The sequence below is a fragment of the Streptomyces sp. NPDC036813 genome (assembly GCF_055609245.1).
On record NZ_JBVJPV010000001.1, the window covers coordinates 701775 to 720846 of the forward strand.

The 19072-nt window shown below is 71.8% G+C and carries 17 protein-coding genes and 1 riboswitch; of the genes, 15 read left to right on the forward strand and 2 right to left on the reverse strand.

The features are described from left to right. The first annotated feature begins 346 nt into the window (after positions 1-346). The 13 genes from hpnC to ACZ67Q_RS03040 all read left to right on the forward strand — a co-directional run bounded on the left by hpnC (position 347) and on the right by ACZ67Q_RS03040 (position 14039). Entirely contained in the window at positions 347-1252 is a 906-nt protein-coding gene (gene hpnC, locus ACZ67Q_RS02980; RefSeq protein ID WP_471175543.1) for a squalene synthase HpnC, read from the forward strand. Further along, a complete protein-coding gene (gene hpnD / locus ACZ67Q_RS02985; RefSeq protein ID WP_471175545.1) occupies positions 1249-2199 on the forward strand; it encodes a presqualene diphosphate synthase HpnD in 951 nt (316 codons plus the stop codon). The genes hpnC and hpnD overlap by 4 nt, the downstream gene beginning before the upstream one ends. 23 nt (positions 2200-2222) lie before the next feature. Beyond that, positions 2223-2327, forward strand: a complete 105-nt coding sequence (locus ACZ67Q_RS02990; protein WP_471176006.1) for a DUF6380 family protein — start codon at positions 2223-2225, stop codon at positions 2325-2327. Further along, positions 2324-3757, forward strand: a complete 1434-nt coding sequence (hpnE, locus tag ACZ67Q_RS02995) for a hydroxysqualene dehydroxylase HpnE (RefSeq protein ID WP_471175547.1) — start codon at positions 2324-2326, stop codon at positions 3755-3757. Before ACZ67Q_RS02990 ends, hpnE begins: the two co-directional genes overlap by 4 nt. Next, on the forward strand, positions 3757-4893 hold the full coding sequence (locus tag ACZ67Q_RS03000) for a polyprenyl synthetase family protein (protein ID WP_471176008.1): 1137 nt from the start codon (positions 3757-3759) through the stop codon (positions 4891-4893). Before hpnE ends, ACZ67Q_RS03000 begins: the two co-directional genes overlap by 1 nt. 119 nt (positions 4894-5012) lie before the next feature. Further along, on the forward strand, positions 5013-7037 hold the full coding sequence (gene shc, locus ACZ67Q_RS03005; RefSeq protein ID WP_471175549.1) for a squalene--hopene cyclase: 2025 nt from the start codon (positions 5013-5015) through the stop codon (positions 7035-7037). Next, positions 7037-7678, forward strand: a complete 642-nt coding sequence (locus tag ACZ67Q_RS03010) for a phosphorylase family protein (RefSeq protein WP_471175551.1) — start codon at positions 7037-7039, stop codon at positions 7676-7678. The genes shc and ACZ67Q_RS03010 overlap by 1 nt, the downstream gene beginning before the upstream one ends. A gap of 5 nt (positions 7679-7683) precedes the next feature. Beyond that, the gene (gene hpnH, locus ACZ67Q_RS03015) at positions 7684-8706 is read left to right on the forward strand and encodes an adenosyl-hopene transferase HpnH (protein ID WP_471175553.1); all 1023 of its coding nucleotides are present in this window, start codon (positions 7684-7686) and stop codon (positions 8704-8706) included. 4 nt (positions 8707-8710) lie between these two features. Beyond that, on the forward strand, positions 8711-9874 hold the full coding sequence (ispG, locus tag ACZ67Q_RS03020) for a flavodoxin-dependent (E)-4-hydroxy-3-methylbut-2-enyl-diphosphate synthase (RefSeq protein ID WP_471175555.1): 1164 nt from the start codon (positions 8711-8713) through the stop codon (positions 9872-9874). A 31-nt stretch (positions 9875-9905) separates the two neighbouring features. Beyond that, on the forward strand, positions 9906-11807 hold the full coding sequence (gene dxs / locus ACZ67Q_RS03025) for a 1-deoxy-D-xylulose-5-phosphate synthase (RefSeq protein WP_471175557.1): 1902 nt from the start codon (positions 9906-9908) through the stop codon (positions 11805-11807). Continuing rightward, positions 11804-13189, forward strand: coding sequence for an aspartate aminotransferase family protein (locus ACZ67Q_RS03030; RefSeq protein ID WP_471175559.1), 1386 nt, complete (start codon positions 11804-11806; stop codon positions 13187-13189). The genes dxs and ACZ67Q_RS03030 overlap by 4 nt, the downstream gene beginning before the upstream one ends. Positions 13190-13299: 110 nt before the next feature. Continuing rightward, the gene (locus tag ACZ67Q_RS03035; RefSeq protein ID WP_471175561.1) at positions 13300-13920 is read left to right on the forward strand and encodes a helix-turn-helix domain-containing protein; all 621 of its coding nucleotides are present in this window, start codon (positions 13300-13302) and stop codon (positions 13918-13920) included. Continuing rightward, positions 13917-14039, forward strand: a complete 123-nt coding sequence (locus tag ACZ67Q_RS03040; RefSeq protein WP_361629179.1) for a DUF6126 family protein — start codon at positions 13917-13919, stop codon at positions 14037-14039. The genes ACZ67Q_RS03035 and ACZ67Q_RS03040 overlap by 4 nt, the downstream gene beginning before the upstream one ends. A 45-nt stretch (positions 14040-14084) precedes the next feature. Here the strand turns inward: ACZ67Q_RS03040 and ACZ67Q_RS03045 are convergent, their stop codons facing one another. Next, on the reverse strand, positions 14085-14882 hold the full coding sequence (locus ACZ67Q_RS03045; RefSeq protein ID WP_471175563.1) for a tyrosine-protein phosphatase: 798 nt from the start codon (positions 14880-14882) through the stop codon (positions 14085-14087). A 467-nt stretch (positions 14883-15349) separates the two neighbouring features. Next, positions 15350-15505, forward strand: a riboswitch (cyclic di-AMP (ydaO/yuaA leader). 5 nt (positions 15506-15510) lie between these two features. On the opposite strand from ACZ67Q_RS03045, the gene ACZ67Q_RS03050 reads away from it, so the two are divergent. Beyond that, positions 15511-16404 carry a M23 family metallopeptidase gene (locus tag ACZ67Q_RS03050; RefSeq protein WP_471175565.1) on the forward strand — a complete coding sequence of 298 codons (894 nt, stop codon included), beginning with the start codon at positions 15511-15513 and terminating at the stop codon, positions 16402-16404. Between the two features lie 259 nt (positions 16405-16663). Further along, a complete protein-coding gene (locus ACZ67Q_RS03055) occupies positions 16664-17449 on the forward strand; it encodes an SGNH/GDSL hydrolase family protein (RefSeq protein WP_471176011.1) in 786 nt (261 codons plus the stop codon). 51 nt (positions 17450-17500) lie between these two features. Here ACZ67Q_RS03055 and ACZ67Q_RS03060 read toward each other — a convergent pair whose 3' ends face one another. Next, positions 17501-19063: an immunity 49 family protein gene (locus ACZ67Q_RS03060; RefSeq protein WP_471175567.1), complete on the reverse strand. Its 1563-nt coding sequence runs from the start codon at positions 19061-19063 to the stop codon at positions 17501-17503. Positions 19064-19072: the final 9 nt, after the last annotated feature.

Below are 19072 nucleotides of genomic sequence, written 5' to 3' on the forward strand. Positions count from 1 at the left end.
GGCCCCGCCGGAACCGGTCCGGCGGGGCCCTCGCCGTGCAAAGGAAACGTCAACTCCGGCCACCATGAGGAATCTTGACGGAAATCGGTGTGTTGTTGTGATGCGCAGGACACCCCGGGGGTCCAGGCCGCGTTGTACAACGTAAGCTGGAACAGTCCCCAAAGGCGGCAAGTGGGGAGATAATGCGCGACACCCTGCGCCGGGGACGCCGCGCTGGGGGTCGGGCGGCGTGTCCGAAATAGTGTGTATCGGGTCCGCGGTGTAGAACGGGAGATGTGACGGCAATGGCTACGGAAACTCCCCAGCTGGGCGCAGCATGTGCCGTCCCCGCCCCGGGCAGCCGGCGGTGACGGACACGGCGACGACGCGACCCCGTACGGATCCGGAGCGCGGCACCCTCGCCAAGGCCGCGGACGAGAACTTCCCCGTGGCCCCCTTCTTCCTGCCCAGGGCCTGGCGGGACGACCTCATGGCCGTCTACGGCTTCGCCCGGCTGGTCGACGACATCGGAGACGGCGACCTCGCCCCCGGCGGCGCCGACGCGGAACTGCTCGGCGTGCCCGAGCGCGACGCCGAGGACCCCTTGGTGCTGCTGGACGCCTTCGAGGCCGACCTGCGGCGCGTCTTCGACGGCGTGCCCGGCCACCCGCTGCTGCGCCGGCTCCAGCGCACGGTCCGCCGCCGCGCGCTCACCCCCGAGCCCTTCCTCGGCCTGATCGCGGCCAACCGCCAGGACCAGCTCGTCACCCGCTACGAAACCTACGACGACCTCCTCGCCTACTGCGAACTGTCCGCCAACCCCGTGGGCCGTCTGGTGCTCGCCGTCACCGGCACCGCGACGCCCGAGCGGATCCGCCGGTCCGACCAGATCTGCACGGGCCTGCAGATCGTCGAGCACCTCCAGGACGTGGCCGAGGACCTCGGCCGTGACCGCATCTATCTGCCCGCCGCCGACATGAAACGCTTTCATGTCGGCGAGGCGGATCTCGCCGCGGCGAGCGCGGGCGCATCGGTGCGCGCGCTCGTCGCGTTCGAAGCGCAACGCGCCCGCCGGCTGCTGAATGAAGGCGCCCCCCTGGTGGGTAGCGTCCACGGCAGGCTGAAACTGCTGCTCGCGGGGTTCGTGGCGGGGGGAAGGGCGGCGATCGACGCGATCGCCGCCGCCGAATACGACGTACTTCCCGGCCCTCCCAAGCACGGCAAGGTCCAGTTGCTGCGCGAGATGGGCGTGACCTTGCGAGGAGAGGGGTGATCCGGACCGTGGAGCCTCCGTCACACGTGTCCGCACCGGTACTCGCCGCCTACCGCTACTGCGAGGCAGTGACCGGACAGCAGGCCCGTAACTTCGCCTACGGCATCCGGCTGCTGCCCACGCCCAAGCGGCGCGCCATGTCGGCGCTGTACGCGTTCTCACGCCGCGTCGACGACATCGGCGACGGCGCGCTCGGCGACGACGTGAAGGCGGCGCGGCTTCAGGAGACGCGGGCGGTGCTCGGCCGTGTCCGCGCCGGGGAGGTCGGCGAGGACGACACCGACCCGGTCGCGGTCGCCCTCGCCCACGCCGCCGCGCAGTTCCCGATCCCGCTGGGCGGCCTGGACGAGCTGATCGACGGCGTCCTGATGGACGTACGCGGCGAGAGTTACGAGACCTGGGACGACCTGAAGGTGTACTGCCGCTGCGTTGCGGGCGCCATCGGCCGCCTCTCGCTCGGCGTGTTCGGTACGGAACCGGGGGCGCACGGCGCCGAGCGCGCGCCGGAGTACGCCGACACGCTCGGGCTCGCGCTGCAGCTCACCAACATCCTCAGAGACGTCCGCGAGGACGCCGAGGGCGGCCGTACCTACCTGCCCGCCGACGACCTCGCCAAATTCGGCTGCTCCGCCGGGTTCCAGGGGCCGACGCCACCGGAGGGCTCCGACTTCGCGGGCCTCGTGCACTTCGAAGTGCGACGGGCCCGCGCCCTTTTCGCCGAGGGCTACCGCCTGCTGCCCATGCTCGACCGGCGCAGCGGCGCCTGCGTGGCCGCGATGGCCGGCATCTACCGCCGGCTGCTGGACCGCATCGAGCGCGAGCCCGAGGCCGTCCTGCGCGGCCGCGTCTCGCTGCCCGGACACGAGAAGGCCTACGTCGCCGTGCGCGGCCTGTCCGGACTGGACGCCCGGCACATCTCCCGGCAGACCGTCAGGAGGCGCGCCTGATGGACCTCACCCTGGACGGCGGCATGCGGCAGGCAACCCTTCGCCGCGCAGCGGCGTCCCTGACGGCGACGGCCTCCCGTGCGGTCCCCCGACGACACGGCACGGCCGCGGGGGAGGGGGCGCGATGAGCGACACGACGCGGTCCGGGAGACCGCAGGCGGACACGCCGGAGCCGGCCGGCTCCGGGCGGCACGCCGTCGTGGTCGGCGGCGGCCTCGCCGGCATCACCGCGGCGCTCGCCCTCGCCGACGCGGGCCTGAGCGTCACCCTGCTGGAGGGCCGGCCCAGACTCGGCGGCCTGGCCTTCTCCTTCCAGCGCGGCGACCTCACCGTCGACAACGGCCAGCACGTCTACCTGCGCTGCTGCACCGCCTACCGCTGGTTCCTCGACCGCATCGACGGCGCCGCGCTGGCTCCGCTGCAGGACCGCCTCGACGTGCCCGTGGTCGACCTCGACAAGCCCGCGGGACGGCGGCTCGGCCGGCTGCGCCGCGACGCCCTGCCCGTACCGCTCCACCTGGGACGCAGCCTCGCCACCTACCCGCACCTCTCGCTCGCCGAGCGGGCGCAGGTCGGACGTGCCGCGCTGGCGCTCAAGGGACTCGACCTGGCCGACCCGGCCCTGGACACGCAGGACTTCGGCAGCTGGCTGGCCGAGCACGGCCAGTCGCCGCGTGCCGTGGAGGCCCTGTGGGACCTGGTCGGGGTCGCCACCCTCAACGCGGTGGCCGGCGACGCCTCCCTCGCGCTCGCCGCGATGGTGTTCAAGACCGGCCTGCTGTCCGACCCGGGCGCGGCCGACATCGGCTGGGCGCGCGTCCCCCTGGGCGATCTGCACGACCGGCTGGCCCGCAAGGCTCTCGACTCCGCGGGCGTGCGCACCGAAGTCCGTACACGCGTCACCTCCGTCCTTGAAGACGGAAACGGACGCCTGCGCGTTCAGGTTCCCGGCGAGACGCTCACCGCGGACGCCGTCGTCCTCGCCGTACCGCAGCGCGAGACCCACGACCTGCTGCCGCCCGGCGCGCTCGACGCGCCCGAGGACCTGCTGCGGATCGGCATGGCGCCGATCCTCAACGTCCATGTCGTCTACGACCGCAAGGTGCTCGACGCGCCCTTCCTCACCGCGCTGGGCACCCCGGTGCAGTGGGTCTTCGACCGCACGGAGTCGTCCGGGCTGCGTTCGGGGCAGTACCTCGCGCTGTCCCAGTCGGCCGTGCACGACGAGATCGACCTGCCCGTCGCCGAGTTGCGCGCACGCTATCTGCCCGAGCTCGAGCGGCTGCTGCCGGGCACCCGCGGCGCCGTGGTGCGGGACTTCTTCGTGACCCGGGAGCGCACCGCCACGTTCGCTCCCACCCCCGGCGTCGGGCGGCTGCGGCCCGGCGCCCGCACCAGAACCCCCGGCCTGTACCTGGCCGGAGCGTGGACCGCCACCGGGTGGCCCGCGACCATGGAGAGTGCGGTCCGCAGCGGTGTGAGCGCGGCGGAGGCCGCCCTCGGCGCCCTGGGCCGGCCCCGCCCCCGCCGTCTCTTCCCCGTGGAGGAGGCGGCGTGATGCTCGGTGAGCGCGGCGAGGCAGACCCCCGCACCCCCGGTACCGCAACAAGAGGAGTAACTGTGCCCCCTGTCCCCCCGGCCTCGACGGCCGCTCGTGCCACCGAGGTGGACGTGGCCGCGCTGTTGGAGCGCGGCCGGACACTGGCCACGCCGGTACTGAGGGCGGCCGTCGACCGCCTGGCGCCTCCCATGGACACCGTCGCCGCCTACCACTTCGGCTGGATCGACGCGGCGGGCAACCCGTCCTCCGGTGACGGCGGCAAGGCGGTCCGTCCCGCCCTGGCCGTGCTGTCCGCCGAGGTCACGGGGGCGGCGCCCGAGACCGGCGTCCCCGGCGCGGTCGCGGTCGAACTCGTGCACAACTTCTCCCTGCTGCACGACGACCTGATGGACGGTGACGAGCAGCGCCGCCACCGCGACACCGTGTGGAAGGTGCACGGCCCCGCCCAGGCCATCCTCGTCGGCGACGCCCTGTTCGCGCTGGCCAACGAGGTCCTGCTGGAGCTCGGCACCACCGACGCGGGCCGCGCGACCCGGCGCCTGACCACCGCCACCCGGGCCCTGATCGACGGTCAGGCGCAGGACATCTCCTACGAGCACCGCGACCGCGTCAGCGTCGAGGAGTGCCTGGAGATGGAGGGCAACAAGACCGGCGCCCTGCTCGCCTGCGCCAGCTCCGTCGGCGCCGTCCTCGGCGGCGCCGACGACCGCACCGCGGACACGCTGGAGAAGTACGGCTACCACCTTGGCCTTGCCTTCCAGGCCGTCGACGACCTCCTCGGCATCTGGGGCGACCCCGACGCCACCGGCAAGCAGACCTGGAGCGACCTGCGCCAGCGCAAGAAGTCGCTGCCGGTCGTGGCCGCGCTCGCGGCGGGCGGCGCTGCGTCCGACCGGCTCGGCGACCTGCTCGCCGCCGACGCCAAGGCGAGCGACTTCGAGAACTTCTCCGAGGAGGAGTTCGCGGAGCGCGCCCGCCTCATCGAGGAGGCCGGCGGCCGGGAGTGGACCGCCGAGGAGGCGCGCCGCCAGCACACCATCGCCATCGAAGCCCTCGACGCCGTCGACATGCCCGACCGGGTGCGGGCACAGTTCACGGCGCTCGCCGACTTCGTCGTCGTACGAAAGAGATGATCACTATCGGGCGAACAACCACCCTCGCGTAGTCGCCGGCCGGCAGCTCCGCCACAAGAGCACCGGCCGACGGCGGACCCACAGCAGCACGACTCGCACGACTGCACGAAGGGGAAGCCATGACAGCGACGACCGACGGAAGCACCGGGGCGACCTTGCCGTCCCGCGCTGCCGCGGCCAGCGAAACCGACACCCACACCCCCGGGGCGGCCGGGGTGCACGAAGCCGCCACCCGCGCCGTACGGCGCGCCACCGACTTCCTGCTCTCGAAGCAGGACGCCGAGGGCTGGTGGAAGGGCGACCTCGAGACGAACGTCACGATGGACGCCGAGGACCTGCTGCTGCGCCAGTTCCTGGGCATCCGCGACGAGGCGACCACCCGCGCCGCCGCCCTGTTCATCCGCGGCGAGCAGCGCGAGGACGGCACCTGGGCCACCTTCTACGGCGGCCCCGGAGACCTGTCCGCCACCGTCGAGGCGTACGTCGCCCTGCGGCTGGCCGGCGACGCGGTCGACGCCCCGCACATGGCCCGGGCATCCGCCTGGATCCGCGAGCAGGGCGGCATCGCCGCGGCCCGCGTCTTCACCCGGATCTGGCTGGCCCTGTTCGGCTGGTGGAAGTGGGAGGACCTGCCCGAACTCCCGCCGGAACTGATCTGGTTCCCGCACTGGCTCCCGCTCAACATCTACGACTTCGGCTGCTGGGCCCGCCAGACGATCGTGCCGCTCACCGTCGTCTCCGCCAAGCGCCCGGTACGCCCCGCGCCCTTCGCGCTGGACGAGCTGCACACCGACCCGGCCCAGCCCAACCCGCCCAGGCCGCTCGCGCCCGTGGCCAGTTGGGACGGCGCCTTCCAGCGCCTGGACAAGGGCCTGCACGCCCTGCGCAGAGTCGTCCCCAAGCGGCTGCGCAAGGCCGCGATGGACACCGCCGCCCGCTGGATCATCGAGCGCCAGGAGAACGACGGCTGCTGGGGCGGCATCCAGCCCCCGGCCGTGTACTCGGTCATCGCGCTGTACCTGCTCGGCTACGACCTCCAGCACCCGGTCATGCGCGCGGGCCTGGAGTCGCTGGACCGTTTCGCCGTGTGGCGCGAGGACGGCGCCCGGATGATCGAGGCGTGTCAGTCGCCCGTGTGGGACACGTGCCTGGCCACCATCGCGCTCGCCGACGCCGGAGTGCCCGCCGACCACCCGCAACTGGTCAAGGCCGCCGACTGGATGCTGGGCGAGCAGATCGTGCGCCCCGGCGACTGGTCGGTGAAGCGGCCCGGACTCCCGCCCGGCGGCTGGGCGTTCGAGTTCCACAACGACAACTACCCCGACATCGACGACACCGCCGAGGTCGTCCTCGCGCTGCGCCGGGTCGCGCACCACGACCCCGAGCGCGTCGAGAAGGCCATCTCCCGCGGCGTGCGCTGGAACCTCGGCATGCAGTCGAAGAACGGCGCCTGGGGCGCCTTCGACGCCGACAACACCAGCCCCTTCCCGAACCGGCTGCCGTTCTGCGACTTCGGCGAGGTCATCGACCCGCCCTCGGCCGACGTCACCGCGCACGTGGTGGAGATGCTCGCCGTCGAGGGGCTCGCGCACGACCCGCGCACCCGCCGCGGCATCGAGTGGCTGCTGGCCGAACAGGAGCCGGACGGCTCGTGGTTCGGCCGCTGGGGCGTCAACTACGTCTACGGCACCGGCTCCGTCGTCCCCGCACTCACCGCCGCCGGGCTGCCCGGCTCGCACCCCGCGATCCGGCGGGCCGTGACCTGGCTGGAGTCCGTGCAGAACGACGACGGCGGCTGGGGCGAGGACCTGCGCTCCTACCAGGACAGCAAGGAGTGGAGCGGCAAGGGCGCCTCCACCGCCTCCCAGACGGCGTGGGCACTGATGGCGCTGCTCGCGGCGGGGGAGCAGGACTCCAAGGCGGTCGAACGCGGCGTCGCATGGCTCGCCTCGACCCAGCGGGAGGACGGCTCCTGGGACGAGCCCTACTTCACCGGCACCGGCTTCCCCTGGGACTTCTCCATCAACTACCACCTGTACCGGCAGGTGTTCCCGCTCACCGCGCTCGGCCGGTACGTCCACGGCGACCCATTCGCCGACCGGCTCCCCGCACACCGGGCCCGCGCCGGGGCCAAGGGGACCTGATGAGCACCCAGCCCGCCCCCGCCCCGCTGCTGATCGCCTGCGCGCTCGGCATCGAGCACCTCGCCCTGCGCGCCGGCGACAAGAGCGGGGCGGGCGGGCCGGTCACCGTGCTGCGCACCGGCATGGGGCCCAAGGCGGCCGAGCGGGCGGTCGAGCGGGCCCTGACCGACCCGGCGCTGACCGACGCCGCCGTCCTCGCCACCGGCTTCTGCGCCGGGCTCGCCCCCGGGATGCACCCCGGTGACCTGGTCGTCGCCGAGGAGGCCCGGGACCCGCGCTCGACCGTTCCCTGCGTCGGCACCGAACTCCTGGTGAAGGAACTCTCCCGCACTCTGCCCGGGCGTACCGTCCACACCGGCCCGCTCACCGGCTCCGACCACGTCGTACGCGGCGCCGAACGGTCCGCGCTCGCCGCCGGCGGGGCGATCGCCGTCGACATGGAATCGGCGGCCACGCTCTTCAGCGCCGTCCGGGCCGGTGAGCGCCCGGTTGCGGCCGTCCGGGTGGTCGTGGACGCTCCAGAACATGAGCTCGTCCGGATCGGCACGGTGCGCGGGGGAATATCGGCTTTCCGCGTTCTTCGATCCGTATTGCCTACTTTCTTCGAATGGCACCGCAATGTGCTGCTCCCCCGGAGGTGAGCCAGATGGCCATGCCGCTGCGCCAGTCCATCAAGGTCGCTACATACCTGGCCGAACAGAAGCTGCGCAAGCGGGACAAGTTCCCGCTGATCGTGGAGCTGGAACCGCTTTTCGCCTGCAACCTCAAGTGCGAGGGCTGCGGCAAGATCCAGCACCCGGCGGGCGTGCTGAAGCAGCGCATGCCGGTGGCGCAGGCCGTGGGCGCCGTACTCGAGTCGGGTGCGCCGATGGTGTCCATCGCGGGCGGCGAGCCCCTGATGCACCCTCAGATCGACGAGATCGTGCGCCAGTTGGTGGCCAAGCGCAAATACGTCTTCCTGTGCACCAACGCCATGCTGCTGCGCAAGAAGATGGACAAGTTCACGCCCTCCCCGTACTTCGCCTTCGCCGTGCACATCGACGGGCTGCGCGAGCGGCACGACGAGTCCGTGGCGAAGGAGGGCGTGTTCGACGAGGCCGTGGAAGCCATCAAGGAGGCCAAGCGACGCGGCTTCCGGGTGACCACCAACTCCACCTTCTTCAACACCGACACCCCGCAGACCATCATCGAGGTGCTCAACTTCCTCAACGACGACCTGAAGGTCGACGAGATGATGATCTCGCCCGCCTACGCCTACGAGAAGGCCCCGGACCAGGAGCACTTCCTCGGCGTCGAGCAGACCCGCGAGCTGTTCAAGAAGGCCTTCGCGGGCGGCAACCGCAGGCGCTGGCGGCTCAACCACTCCCCACTGTTCCTCGACTTCCTCGAGGGCAAGGTCGACTTCCCGTGCACCGCCTGGGCGATCCCCAACTACTCCCTCTTCGGCTGGCAGCGCCCCTGCTACCTGATGAGCGACGGGTACGTCCCGACGTACCGCGAGCTGATCGAGGACACCGACTGGGACAAGTACGGCCGCGGCAAGGACCCGCGCTGCGCCAACTGCATGGCGCACTGCGGCTACGAGCCCACCGCCGTGCTGGCCACCATGGGATCGCTCAAGGAGTCCCTGCGCGCCATGCGCGAGACCGTCTCCGGGAACCGGGAGTGAGGCGATGACCGCCGTCTCCCTGGGGGTCCCCGAGGTACCGGCCCGGCCGGTCGCCGCGCGGCGCGTGTCGCGGCAGATCCACGTCGGGCCGGTGCCGGTCGGGGGCGGGGCCCCGGTGTCGGTGCAGTCGATGACGACGACCCGTACGTCCGACATCGGCGCCACGCTCCAGCAGATCGCCGAGCTCACCGCCTCCGGCTGCCAGATCGTGCGCGTGGCCTGCCCCACGCAGGACGACGCCGACGCGCTCGCGACGATCGCGCGCAAGTCGCAGATCCCGGTGATCGCCGACATCCACTTCCAGCCGAAGTACGTCTTCGCCGCGATCGAGGCCGGCTGCGCCGCCGTCCGCGTCAACCCCGGCAACATCAAGCAGTTCGACGACAAGGTCAGGGAGATCGCCAAGGCCGCCAAGGACCACGGCACCCCGATCCGCATCGGCGTCAACGCCGGCTCGCTGGACCGGCGCCTGCTCCAGAAGTACGGCAAGGCGACCCCCGAGGCCCTTGTGGAATCGGCCCTGTGGGAGGCGTCCCTCTTCGAGGAGCACGACTTCCGCGACATCAAGATCTCGGTCAAGCACAACGACCCGGTCGTCATGATCGAGGCCTACCGCCGGCTCGCCGAGCAGTGCGACTACCCCCTCCACCTCGGCGTCACCGAGGCCGGCCCCGCCTTCCAGGGCACGATCAAGTCGGCCGTGGCCTTCGGCGCCCTGCTCTCGCAGGGCATCGGCGACACCATCCGGGTGTCGCTGTCCGCGCCGCCCGCCGAGGAGGTCAAGGTCGGCATCCAGATCCTGCGGTCCCTGGGGCTGAAGGAGCGCCGGCTGGAGATCGTCTCGTGTCCGTCCTGCGGCCGCGCCCAGGTCGACGTCTACAAGCTCGCCGACGAGGTCACGGCCGGCCTGGAGGGCATGGAAGTGCCCCTGCGGGTGGCCGTGATGGGGTGCGTGGTCAACGGCCCCGGCGAGGCGCGGGAGGCGGACCTGGGCGTCGCCTCCGGCAACGGCAAGGGCCAGATCTTCGTCAAGGGCGAGGTCGTCAGGACCGTCCCCGAGTCGAAGATCGTCGAGACGCTGATCGAAGAGGCGATGAAGATCGCCGAGCAGATGGAGCGGGAGGGCTCCGCACCCGCCACCGGGACACCGGCAGTGACGGTGAGTTGACATACGGCACGGACCGAGAGGGGGCCCGAGCGTGACGATCCTGGAGACCATCCGGCAACCACGCGACCTGAAGGCGCTGTCCGAGGCGGAACTGGGCGCACTGAGCGAGGAGATACGCGAGTTCCTGGTGCAGGCGGTCACCCGGACCGGCGGACACCTCGGGCCCAATCTGGGCGTGGTGGAGCTGACCATCGCCCTGCACCGGGTCTTCGAGTCGCCGGCCGACCGCATCCTGTGGGACACCGGCCACCAGTCCTACGTCCACAAACTGCTGACTGGGCGTCAGGACTTCTCCAAGCTGCGCGGCAAGGGCGGCCTGTCCGGCTACCCCTCGCGCGAGGAGTCCGAGCACGACGTCATCGAGAACAGCCACGCCTCCACCGCGCTCGGCTGGGCCGACGGACTCGCCAAGGCCCGTCAGGTGCAGGGGGAGAAGGGCCACGTCGTCGCGGTGATCGGCGACGGCGCGCTGACCGGCGGCATGGCCTGGGAGGCGCTGAACAACATCGCCGCGGCCAAGGACCGGCCGCTGATCATCGTCGTCAACGACAACGAGCGCTCCTATGCCCCGACCATCGGCGGTCTCGCCAACCACCTCGCGACCCTGCGCACCACCGACTCCTACGAGAAGGTCCTCGCCTGGGGCAAGGACGTGCTGCTGCGCACCCCCGTCGTGGGCAACACGATCTACGAGTCCCTGCACGGCGCGAAGAAGGGCTTCAAGGACGCCTTCGCACCGCAGGGCATGTTCGAGGACCTCGGTCTGAAGTACGTCGGCCCCATCGACGGGCACGACATCCGGGCCGTCGAGTCGGCCCTCAGGCGCGCCAAGCGGTTCCACGGCCCGGTGCTGGTGCACTGCCTCACGGTCAAGGGGCGCGGCTACGAACCCGCCCTGCGCAACGAGGAGGACCACTTCCACACCGTCGGCGTCATCGACCCGCTCACCTGCGCGCCGCTCGTCCCCTCCGACGGGCCCTCGTGGACCTCGGTGTTCGGCGACGAGATCGTCAGGATCGGCGAGGAACGGGACGACGTCGTAGCGATCACGGCGGCCATGCTGCACCCGGTCGGCCTCGGCAAGTTCGCCGCCCGTTTCCCGGACCGGGTGTGGGACGTCGGCATCGCCGAGCAGCACGCGGCCGTCTCCGCGGCCGGCCTGGCCACCGGCGGACTGCACCCGGTCGTCGCCGTCTACGCCACGTTCCTCAACCGCGCCTTCGACCAACTGCTGATGGACGTCGCCCTGCACCGCTGCGGAGTGACCTTCGTCCTCGACCGGGCCGGCGTCACCGGGGTCGACGGGCCCTCCCACAACGGCATGTGGGACATGTCCGTCCTCCAGGTCGTGCCCGGCCTCAGGATCGCCGCGCCGCGCGACGCCGACCAGCTGCGCGCCCAGCTGCGCGAGGCCGTCGCCGTGGACGACGCGCCGACCCTGGTCCGTTTCCCGAAGGAGTCCGTCGGGGCGTCGATCCCGGCGATCGACCGCGTGGGCGGCCTCGACGTGCTGCACCGCTCCGCCGAGAGCCCCCAGGTCCTCCTCGTCGCGGTCGGTGTGATGGCGCCGGTGTGCCTGAAGGCCGCGGAGCTGCTGGCCGCGCGGGGCATCGGCTGCACGGTCGTCGACCCACGCTGGGTCAAGCCCGTCGACCCGGCGCTGCCGGGCCTCGCGGCCGAGCACCGGCTGGTCGCCGTCGTCGAGGACAACAGCCGCGCCGCGGGCGTCGGCAGCGCGGTGGCCCTCGCCCTCGGCGACGCCGACGTGGACGTGCCGGTACGGCGCTTCGGCATCCCGGAGCAGTTCCTCGCGCACGCCAAGCGCGGCGAGGTGCTGGCCGACATCGGCCTCACGCCCGTCGAGGTGGCCGGCCGGATCAGCGCCAGCCTGGCCGTCATGGACCTCGACGGCACAGTCAAGGAGAGTGAATGACCACCGAGTTCGACCTCGGCGCCCTGCTCGCCGAGCGTGGAGCCGAACGCTACGAGCTGCACGCGCGGCACCTCAACCCGCAGCTCCCGCGCATGCTGCGCACCATCGGCTTCGACAAGGTCTACGAGCGCGCCGAGGGCGCCCACTTCTTCGACGCCGAGGGCAACGACTACCTGGACATGCTCGCCGGATTCGGAGTGATGGGCCTCGGCCGCCACCACCCCGTCGTCCGCAAGGCGCTGCACGACGTCCTCGACCTCGACCTCGCCGACCTGACCCGCTTCGACTGCCAGCCGCTGCCCGGCCTGCTCGCCGAACGGCTGCTCGCGCACAGCCCCCACCTGGACCGCGTGTTCTTCGGCAACAGCGGCACCGAGGCCGTCGAGACCGCCCTGAAGTTCGCCCGGTACGCCACCGGCAAGCCGCGTGTCCTGTACTGCGACCACGCCTTCCACGGGCTGACCACCGGCTCGCTGTCGGTCAACGGCGAGTCCGGCTTCCGGGACGGCTTCGCCCCGCTGCTGCCCGACACGGCGGTCCCGCTCGGCGACCTCGACGCGCTCGCGAGGGAGCTGCGCAAGGGCGACGTCGCCGCCCTGATCGTCGAGCCGATCCAGGGCAAGGGCGTGCACGAGGCCCCGCCCGGCTATCTGCGCGCCGCGCAGGAGCTGCTGCGCCGGCACAAGGCGCTGCTCATCGCCGACGAGGTGCAGACCGGCCTCGGCCGCACCGGCGACTTCTACGCCTACCAGCACGAGGACGGCGTCGAACCCGACCTGGTCTGCGTCGCCAAGGCCCTCTCCGGCGGCTATGTGCCGGTCGGCGCCACCGTGGGCAAGGAGTGGATCTTCAAGAAGGTCTACTCGTCCATGGACCGCGTCCTGGTCCACTCGGCGAGCTTCGGGTCCAACGCCCAGGCCATGGCGTGCGGCCTCGCCGTGCTGTCGGTCATGGAGCAGGAGCAGATCGTCGCCGGGGTGCGCAGGACCGGAGAGCTGCTGAAGTCCCGGCTCGCCGCGCTGACCGAGAAGTACGAACTGCTCGCCGACGTCCGCGGTCGTGGGCTGATGATCGGCGTCGAGTTCGGCCGGCCCGCCTCGCTGAAGCTGCGCAGCCGCTGGACCATGCTCCAGGCCGCCCGCAAGGGCCTCTTCGCGCAGATGGTCGTCGTACCGCTGCTCCAGCGGCACCGGATCCTCACCCAGGTCTCCGGCGACCACCTGGAGGTGATCAAGCTGATCCCGCCGCTGATCATCGACGAGGCGGACGTGGACCGGTTCGTCGACGCCTTCACCGCCGTGATGGACGACGCCCACAGCGGCAACGGTCTGATGTGGGACTTCGGCAAGACGCTGATCAAGCAGGCCGTGACGAACCGGTAGCGGCGGACGCGGCGGGCCCGGTGGTCTGGGCGGCCCGGGGGGCTGTGCGGGCGCTTTGCCTCTGAGGCAAGAAATTTGCCGCAGAGGCAAGCCTGCGGCTGAATGGAGACATGAGCTCCTCCGAGCCCCCCGCGGAACCGGCCGGCGACCTGCCCGCGGTGGCCCCGCAGCTGCGGTCCCTGCGCCGCCGCGCCGGCCTCACCCTGGAGGCCGCCGCCCGCGCCGCCGGACTGTCACCGGCCCATCTGTCCCGTCTGGAGACCGGACAGCGCCAGCCCTCGCTGCCGATGCTGCTCGCGCTGGCCCGTATCTACGGTACGACCGTCTCGGAGCTGCTCGGCGAGAACGTCGCCGAGCGGGACGCCGTGGTGCGCGCCGCGGACATGGAACCGACGGCGGCCGGCGGCTGGACGTACTGGCAGGCCGGCGCGCCCGGCCGCGGCATGCAGGCCCTGCGGGTCCGGGTGCCGTACGGCGCGCAGGGCGACATCGTGCGCGTGCATCCCGGCGAGGAGTGGCTGTACGTCCTGGCCGGACGGCTCAGGCTGCGTCTCGGGGACACCACCCACCGGCTCGGCCCGGGGGACAGCGCGCACTTCGACTCGCTGACCCCGCACCGGATCGCCGCCGACGACCCCGGGGGCCTGGAGCTCCTGTTCGTCCACACCCTGCTGCAGAGCCCCACGGCCACGCTGTGCCTGGGGCCCGCCCACCCTGGAGAGGCACGATGAGCAACTTCGAGGAGAAGTTCCCCCGGACCCTGTGGATCCGGCTCATCATCTACATCGCCGTCGGGCATGTCCTGGCCGGGTTCATCTGGCTGCTGTTCGAGCTGGGTGCCCAGCAGTAGACGTACCGCCGTGAGCGCCCCGGCGCCGATCGGGCGCCGGGGCGGTCAGTCGAGCAGGCGCGCCCGCAGCCGCTCCCGGTTCTCCGGGGTGAGCCGCAGCCCCTGCTCCAGGTAGGCGTCGACGCCGCCCCAGGTCTCCTCGATGGTCTCCATGGCCGCCGTGAGGTACTCGGCGCGCGCGTCGAAGAGCGGGCTGAGCAGCTCCATCACCTCGGGGGTGTAGGCCGACTGAGCCGAGCCGCTGCGGCGCACCTTGTACCGGCGGTGCTTCTCGTTGGACTTCAGATAGTCCTCGACGATGGCGTCCTTCTCCACCCCCAGGGCGAGCAGGGTGACCGCTATCGACAGGCCGGCACGGTCCTTGCCGGCGGCGCAGTGCATCAGGGCCGGGACGTTGTCCTCGGCGAGCGCGTGCAGCACCCGGGAGTGCTCGTCGGTGCGCTCCTTGATGATCGTGCGGTAGGAGGCGATCATCCGGTTCGCGCCCTTGCCGTCGGCGAGGATGCCGCGCAGCTGGTCGAGATCGCCGTCGCGGACCATCTTCCAGAACTCGGCGCCGTCCGCCGGGTCCGACAGCGGCAGGTTGACGTTGCGCACGCCCGGCAGCTCGACGTCCGGACCCTCCAGCTTCTGGTCGGCCGCGTTGCGGAAGTCGAAGATCGTGTGCAGCCCCAGTGAGGAGAGGTACGCCGCGTCCTCGGGCGTGGCGTGGGCGAGGTGGCCGCTGCGGAACAGCACGCCGTGCCGCACCCGCCGTCCGTCGACCGTGGGCAGCCCGCCCACGTCTCGGAAGTTGCGCACTCCGGTCAGCTCGGGTTCGGTCGACGGCACCTGCTGCGTCACGAAGGGCTCCTCCCGCTCGTACCCGCCGACGCGGCTCGAATGGCCGACGGGCTGCCCTTCGACGATACGACATGGATTCCCGGGGCAACCGGTTGTCCCCGCCTCCACGGCGACGGCGGTCGAATGGGACGGATATCCACTCACGTCGCATCTGAGCCTTCTGCCCGAATTGGCGCCTTCCTTCCAACTGGCAATGATTTGAGGGTCCCTGGAATTCGCCCGCGTGAGGAGGGTCATAACCGTGACCGTCCGTCGTACGTCATGTCCACGTAATGGCGGCGCATTTCCTGGTGAATTGACGAACTGAAAGCAGATCGAATGCACACAGTGTGACGGTGCATTCCGGTATTGGATCACGACAAACGCCCGTTCACGCAACCTTTCGCTTGTCCCCGTGCGTCCTGCTCGCTTACGTTCCCCACCGAATCCGGACGGACGCCGAATCCTGCCGCCGTCCGGCGCACCGCACCCACCCACCCGACGCACGGCAGGAGCGGGGGACCCACAGGTACGACCGCCTGTTCCGGTTCCCGGAACGGCTATGGGGTGAAGCCGCGCCCAGCGCGGCCGGGCATCTCCAGCCCGAACCCGACAGCTCACCTCGCAGGCGCCGGAGAGGAAAAGCGCCATGCCCGCAAAGGGTAAGCACCGTCGTCCGAAGTCCCAGCGTTTCGCCCGTACTCTCGCCGTCGCCGGCACCGGTGGCGCCGCCCTCGCGCTGCCGCTCATGGGGGCCGCCGGCGCGCACGCGGCCACGCCGCAGACCGCCGCCCAGTCGGTGTCCGGCAAGGCCGTCCAGAGCCTGCCGTCCGCCGAGAAGAAGGCGCCGCAGTCCGGCGTGCGCGTCTACACCGTCAAGTCCGGCGACTACCTGTCGAAGATCGCGAACGAGCAGCACGTCGCCGGCGGCTGGAAGAAGCTGTACGAGGACAACCGCGAGGCCGTCGGCAGCGACCCGTCGCTCATCCACCCCGGTCTGAAGCTGACCCTCGGCAAGAAGGCCGCCGTGGCGCACAAGGCCGCGCCGTCGCACAAGAGCGAGGCGCCCGCGCACAAGCCCGCCGCCAAGCCCGCGAAGGCCGCCAAGCCGGCCCAGTCGACGAGCACCGCCACCGGCTTCACCCTGCCGGTCAGCGGCGCCACCATCGGCACCGCCTACCACACCCCCGGCAGCATGTGGGCCAGCGGCTACCACACCGGCGTCGACTTCGTCGTCCCGACCGGCACCACCGTCAAGGCCGTCGGCGCCGGCACCGTCGTCTCCGCCGGCTGGGGCGGCGCTTACGGCAACCAGGTCGTCATCAAGCTGAACGACGGCTACTACGCCCAGTACGCCCACCTGTCGCAGATCTCCGTCTCGGCCGGCCAGAGCGTCACCGCGGGTCAGCAGCTCGGCCTGTCCGGTGCGACCGGCAACGTGACCGGCCCGCACCTGCACTTCGAGATCCGCACCACGCCGAACTACGGCTCCGACGTGGACCCGGTCGCCTACCTGCGCGCCCACGGCGTCACCGTCGGCTGACCCCGCGCCGCCCCGGCGGCCACTCGTCTGACACGCCACCAAGGCCGGACCCCGATCCACGGGTGTCCGGCCTTCGGTGTGCCCGGGCCGGCCGGCGCCTCACGGCCGTTACTACCGGGGCGCTTATTCCCGACACGGCCGGACACGTGGAGTGGCTTATCTCACCGCCCGTCAACCCTTGCCTACGGTCGCGTAGGTCACATTCAAGGGTGAATCATGGTCTGCTGTGGCAGACGATTCGAAGAGTGACAGCAGAGCAGTGATCGGGTCGTACGTGGCGGTGGGGGACAGCTTCACCGAGGGCGTCGGTGACCCCGGCCCCGACGGGCAGTTCGTGGGCTGGGCCGACCGTTTCGCCGTACTCCTCGCCGACCGGCGGCCCGAGGGAGACTTCACCTACACGAACCTCGCGGTGCGCGGCAAACTGCTCGACCAGATCGTGGCCGACCAGGTTCCGAGGGCCGTCGAACTCGCCCCCGACCTGGTGTCGTTCTGTGCCGGCGGCAACGACATCATCCGCCCCGGCACCGACCCCGACGAGGTCGCCGAGCGGTTCGAGAAGGCGGTCGCGCAGCTCGCCGCCGTGGCCGGCACCGTCATGGTGACGACCGGCTTCGACACCCGGGGGGTCCCGCTGCTCAAGCATCTGCGCGGCAAGATCGCCACCTACAACGGGCACGTCCGGGCCATCGCCGACCGCTACGGCTGCCCGGTGCTCGACCTGTGGTCGCTGAAGTCCGTGCAGGACCGGCGCGCCTGGGACGACGACCGGCTGCACCTGTCGCCCGAGGGGCACACGCGCGTGGCGCTGCGGGCCGGCCAGGCACTCAGCCTGAGGATCCCGGCCGACCCCGAGCAGGCCTGGCCGCCGCTGCCGCCGCGCGGCACGCTCGACGTCCGGCGCGACGACGTCCACTGGGCGCGCGAGTACCTGGTGCCGTGGATCGGGCGGCGGCTGCGCGGCGAGTCCTCCGGCGACCATGTGACCGCCAAGGGCACGTTGTCCCCCGACGACATCAAGATGCGGATCGCGGCCGTCGCCTGAGCCGGGCGGCGAGGGGCGGTGCCGTACCGCCACCGTCCCTCGTCCGCGCCGTCAGGTCGGGAACTCCCCGTACCACGACCCCAGTACGAGGTGCTTGGGCAAGTACGGCGACGACGTGTCCACCGGGAAGCCCGAGTCGTGGGCCACGCAGGCGAGCGCCAGCGGACCCAGGGCGACCAGCGAGCGCGGCTCGGCGGACCCCTGCCAGTAGCGGGCGTGGTGTGCGAGCGCCTCGGCTAGGGCGGCCGCGAACTTCTCCTGGTCGCGCGCGATGAACCGGTGGAACAGCGCGATCGGCTGGTAGTCGACCAGGTTCAGGAACTCGGCCGGGGTGCGGGTCGCCACCTGCGGGTCGGACGTCTTGATCGTGGTGACCAGCCGGTCGGCGACCTCGTCCATGGGACGCCGCAGGACGAAGGCCTGCAGCGTGCCGATCCAGTGGAAGAGGTAGTCGTCCGCGTCACCGGCCCGGCGCAGCTGCTCCACCGGTACCTGGCTCAGCCGCGTCAGCCGCTCGCCCTCCCGGCACACCAGCGCCAGCCAGAACGCCTCCAGCCAGGCACGCCCGTCGCCCTGCGGGGCCTGCGGCGTGGTGAACAGCGCGGTGCCTTCCTGCATGGCGCGCACCCACGCCTCCCAGCTCTCCGGCTTCACCGCGGTGGGGTCGTCGGCGGCCTGCGCGTGGGCGTGCGCGAGCGCCGCGGCGAAGGGGGAGGGTTGCAGGCCGCCGCGCAGCCCCTTCATCAGGCCCAGCAGCTCCTGCGGGGCCCGCACGGACAGCGAGCGCGTCCCCTCGTCGATGTGCGTGAGACACACCAGCCGTCCCCGGTGCCACCAGTACAGCCGCGGGGTGAGCGAGCCCGGCCCGTCCTGGCAGGCGCCCAGCGCGTAGGCGCCCAGGTCGTTGACCGCGTCCACGACCGTACCGTCCACGATCGGATGGAACGCGAGCAGATGCCGCGTCGGTACGGCCACCAGCGCGCCGGCTTCCGGCAGGTCCCGGCCGGTCACCTCCCGCACCAGTTCCGGCAGCGCCAGCGCCCTGCTCGCGACGAAGTGCGAGTCGCCGTACACCGAGTGCAGCACCGCCCCCGACGCGGTGCGCACCTCCTCGTGCCGCACGGGCTCGGCGAGCAGGTTCGCCCGGCCCGCCGCCCACAGCCGTTCGGCGCCCACCCGGGCCACGTCGCCGTCGTGCAGGACGCGCACCGAGTCGTCGGTGTCCAGGGCGAGGGCCGCGAGGAGCCCGTCGGCGACCGGGAGTACGTAACGGAAGCCGCCCGCCGCCTCCTCGGGGAACGCGTCGTCGGGCAGCAGCCGCAGCCGTGTACCGCGCAGCAGCTCCTCGGCGTCCTCGTCGCCCCGCGAGGCGTTCTCCAGGCGCGTGAAGTGCTGCCGGACCAGCTCCGGCCAGTGATCCTCGGGTACGTCGCGGCAGCGTTGGGCCAGGGTCGTGAGCGGGCTGCGGCGCCCGTCGTGCAGGACGTCCGCGCCGGTGACGACGACATCGCCGTGCCGGGCGCGCAGCTGGTCGACGGCGAGGGAGCGCAGCCGCGCGGCCTGTGGCCCCGTCAGCATCGGCAAATCGGGGTCGGATGCGTGCAGTTGGTTCACCCCGGGACT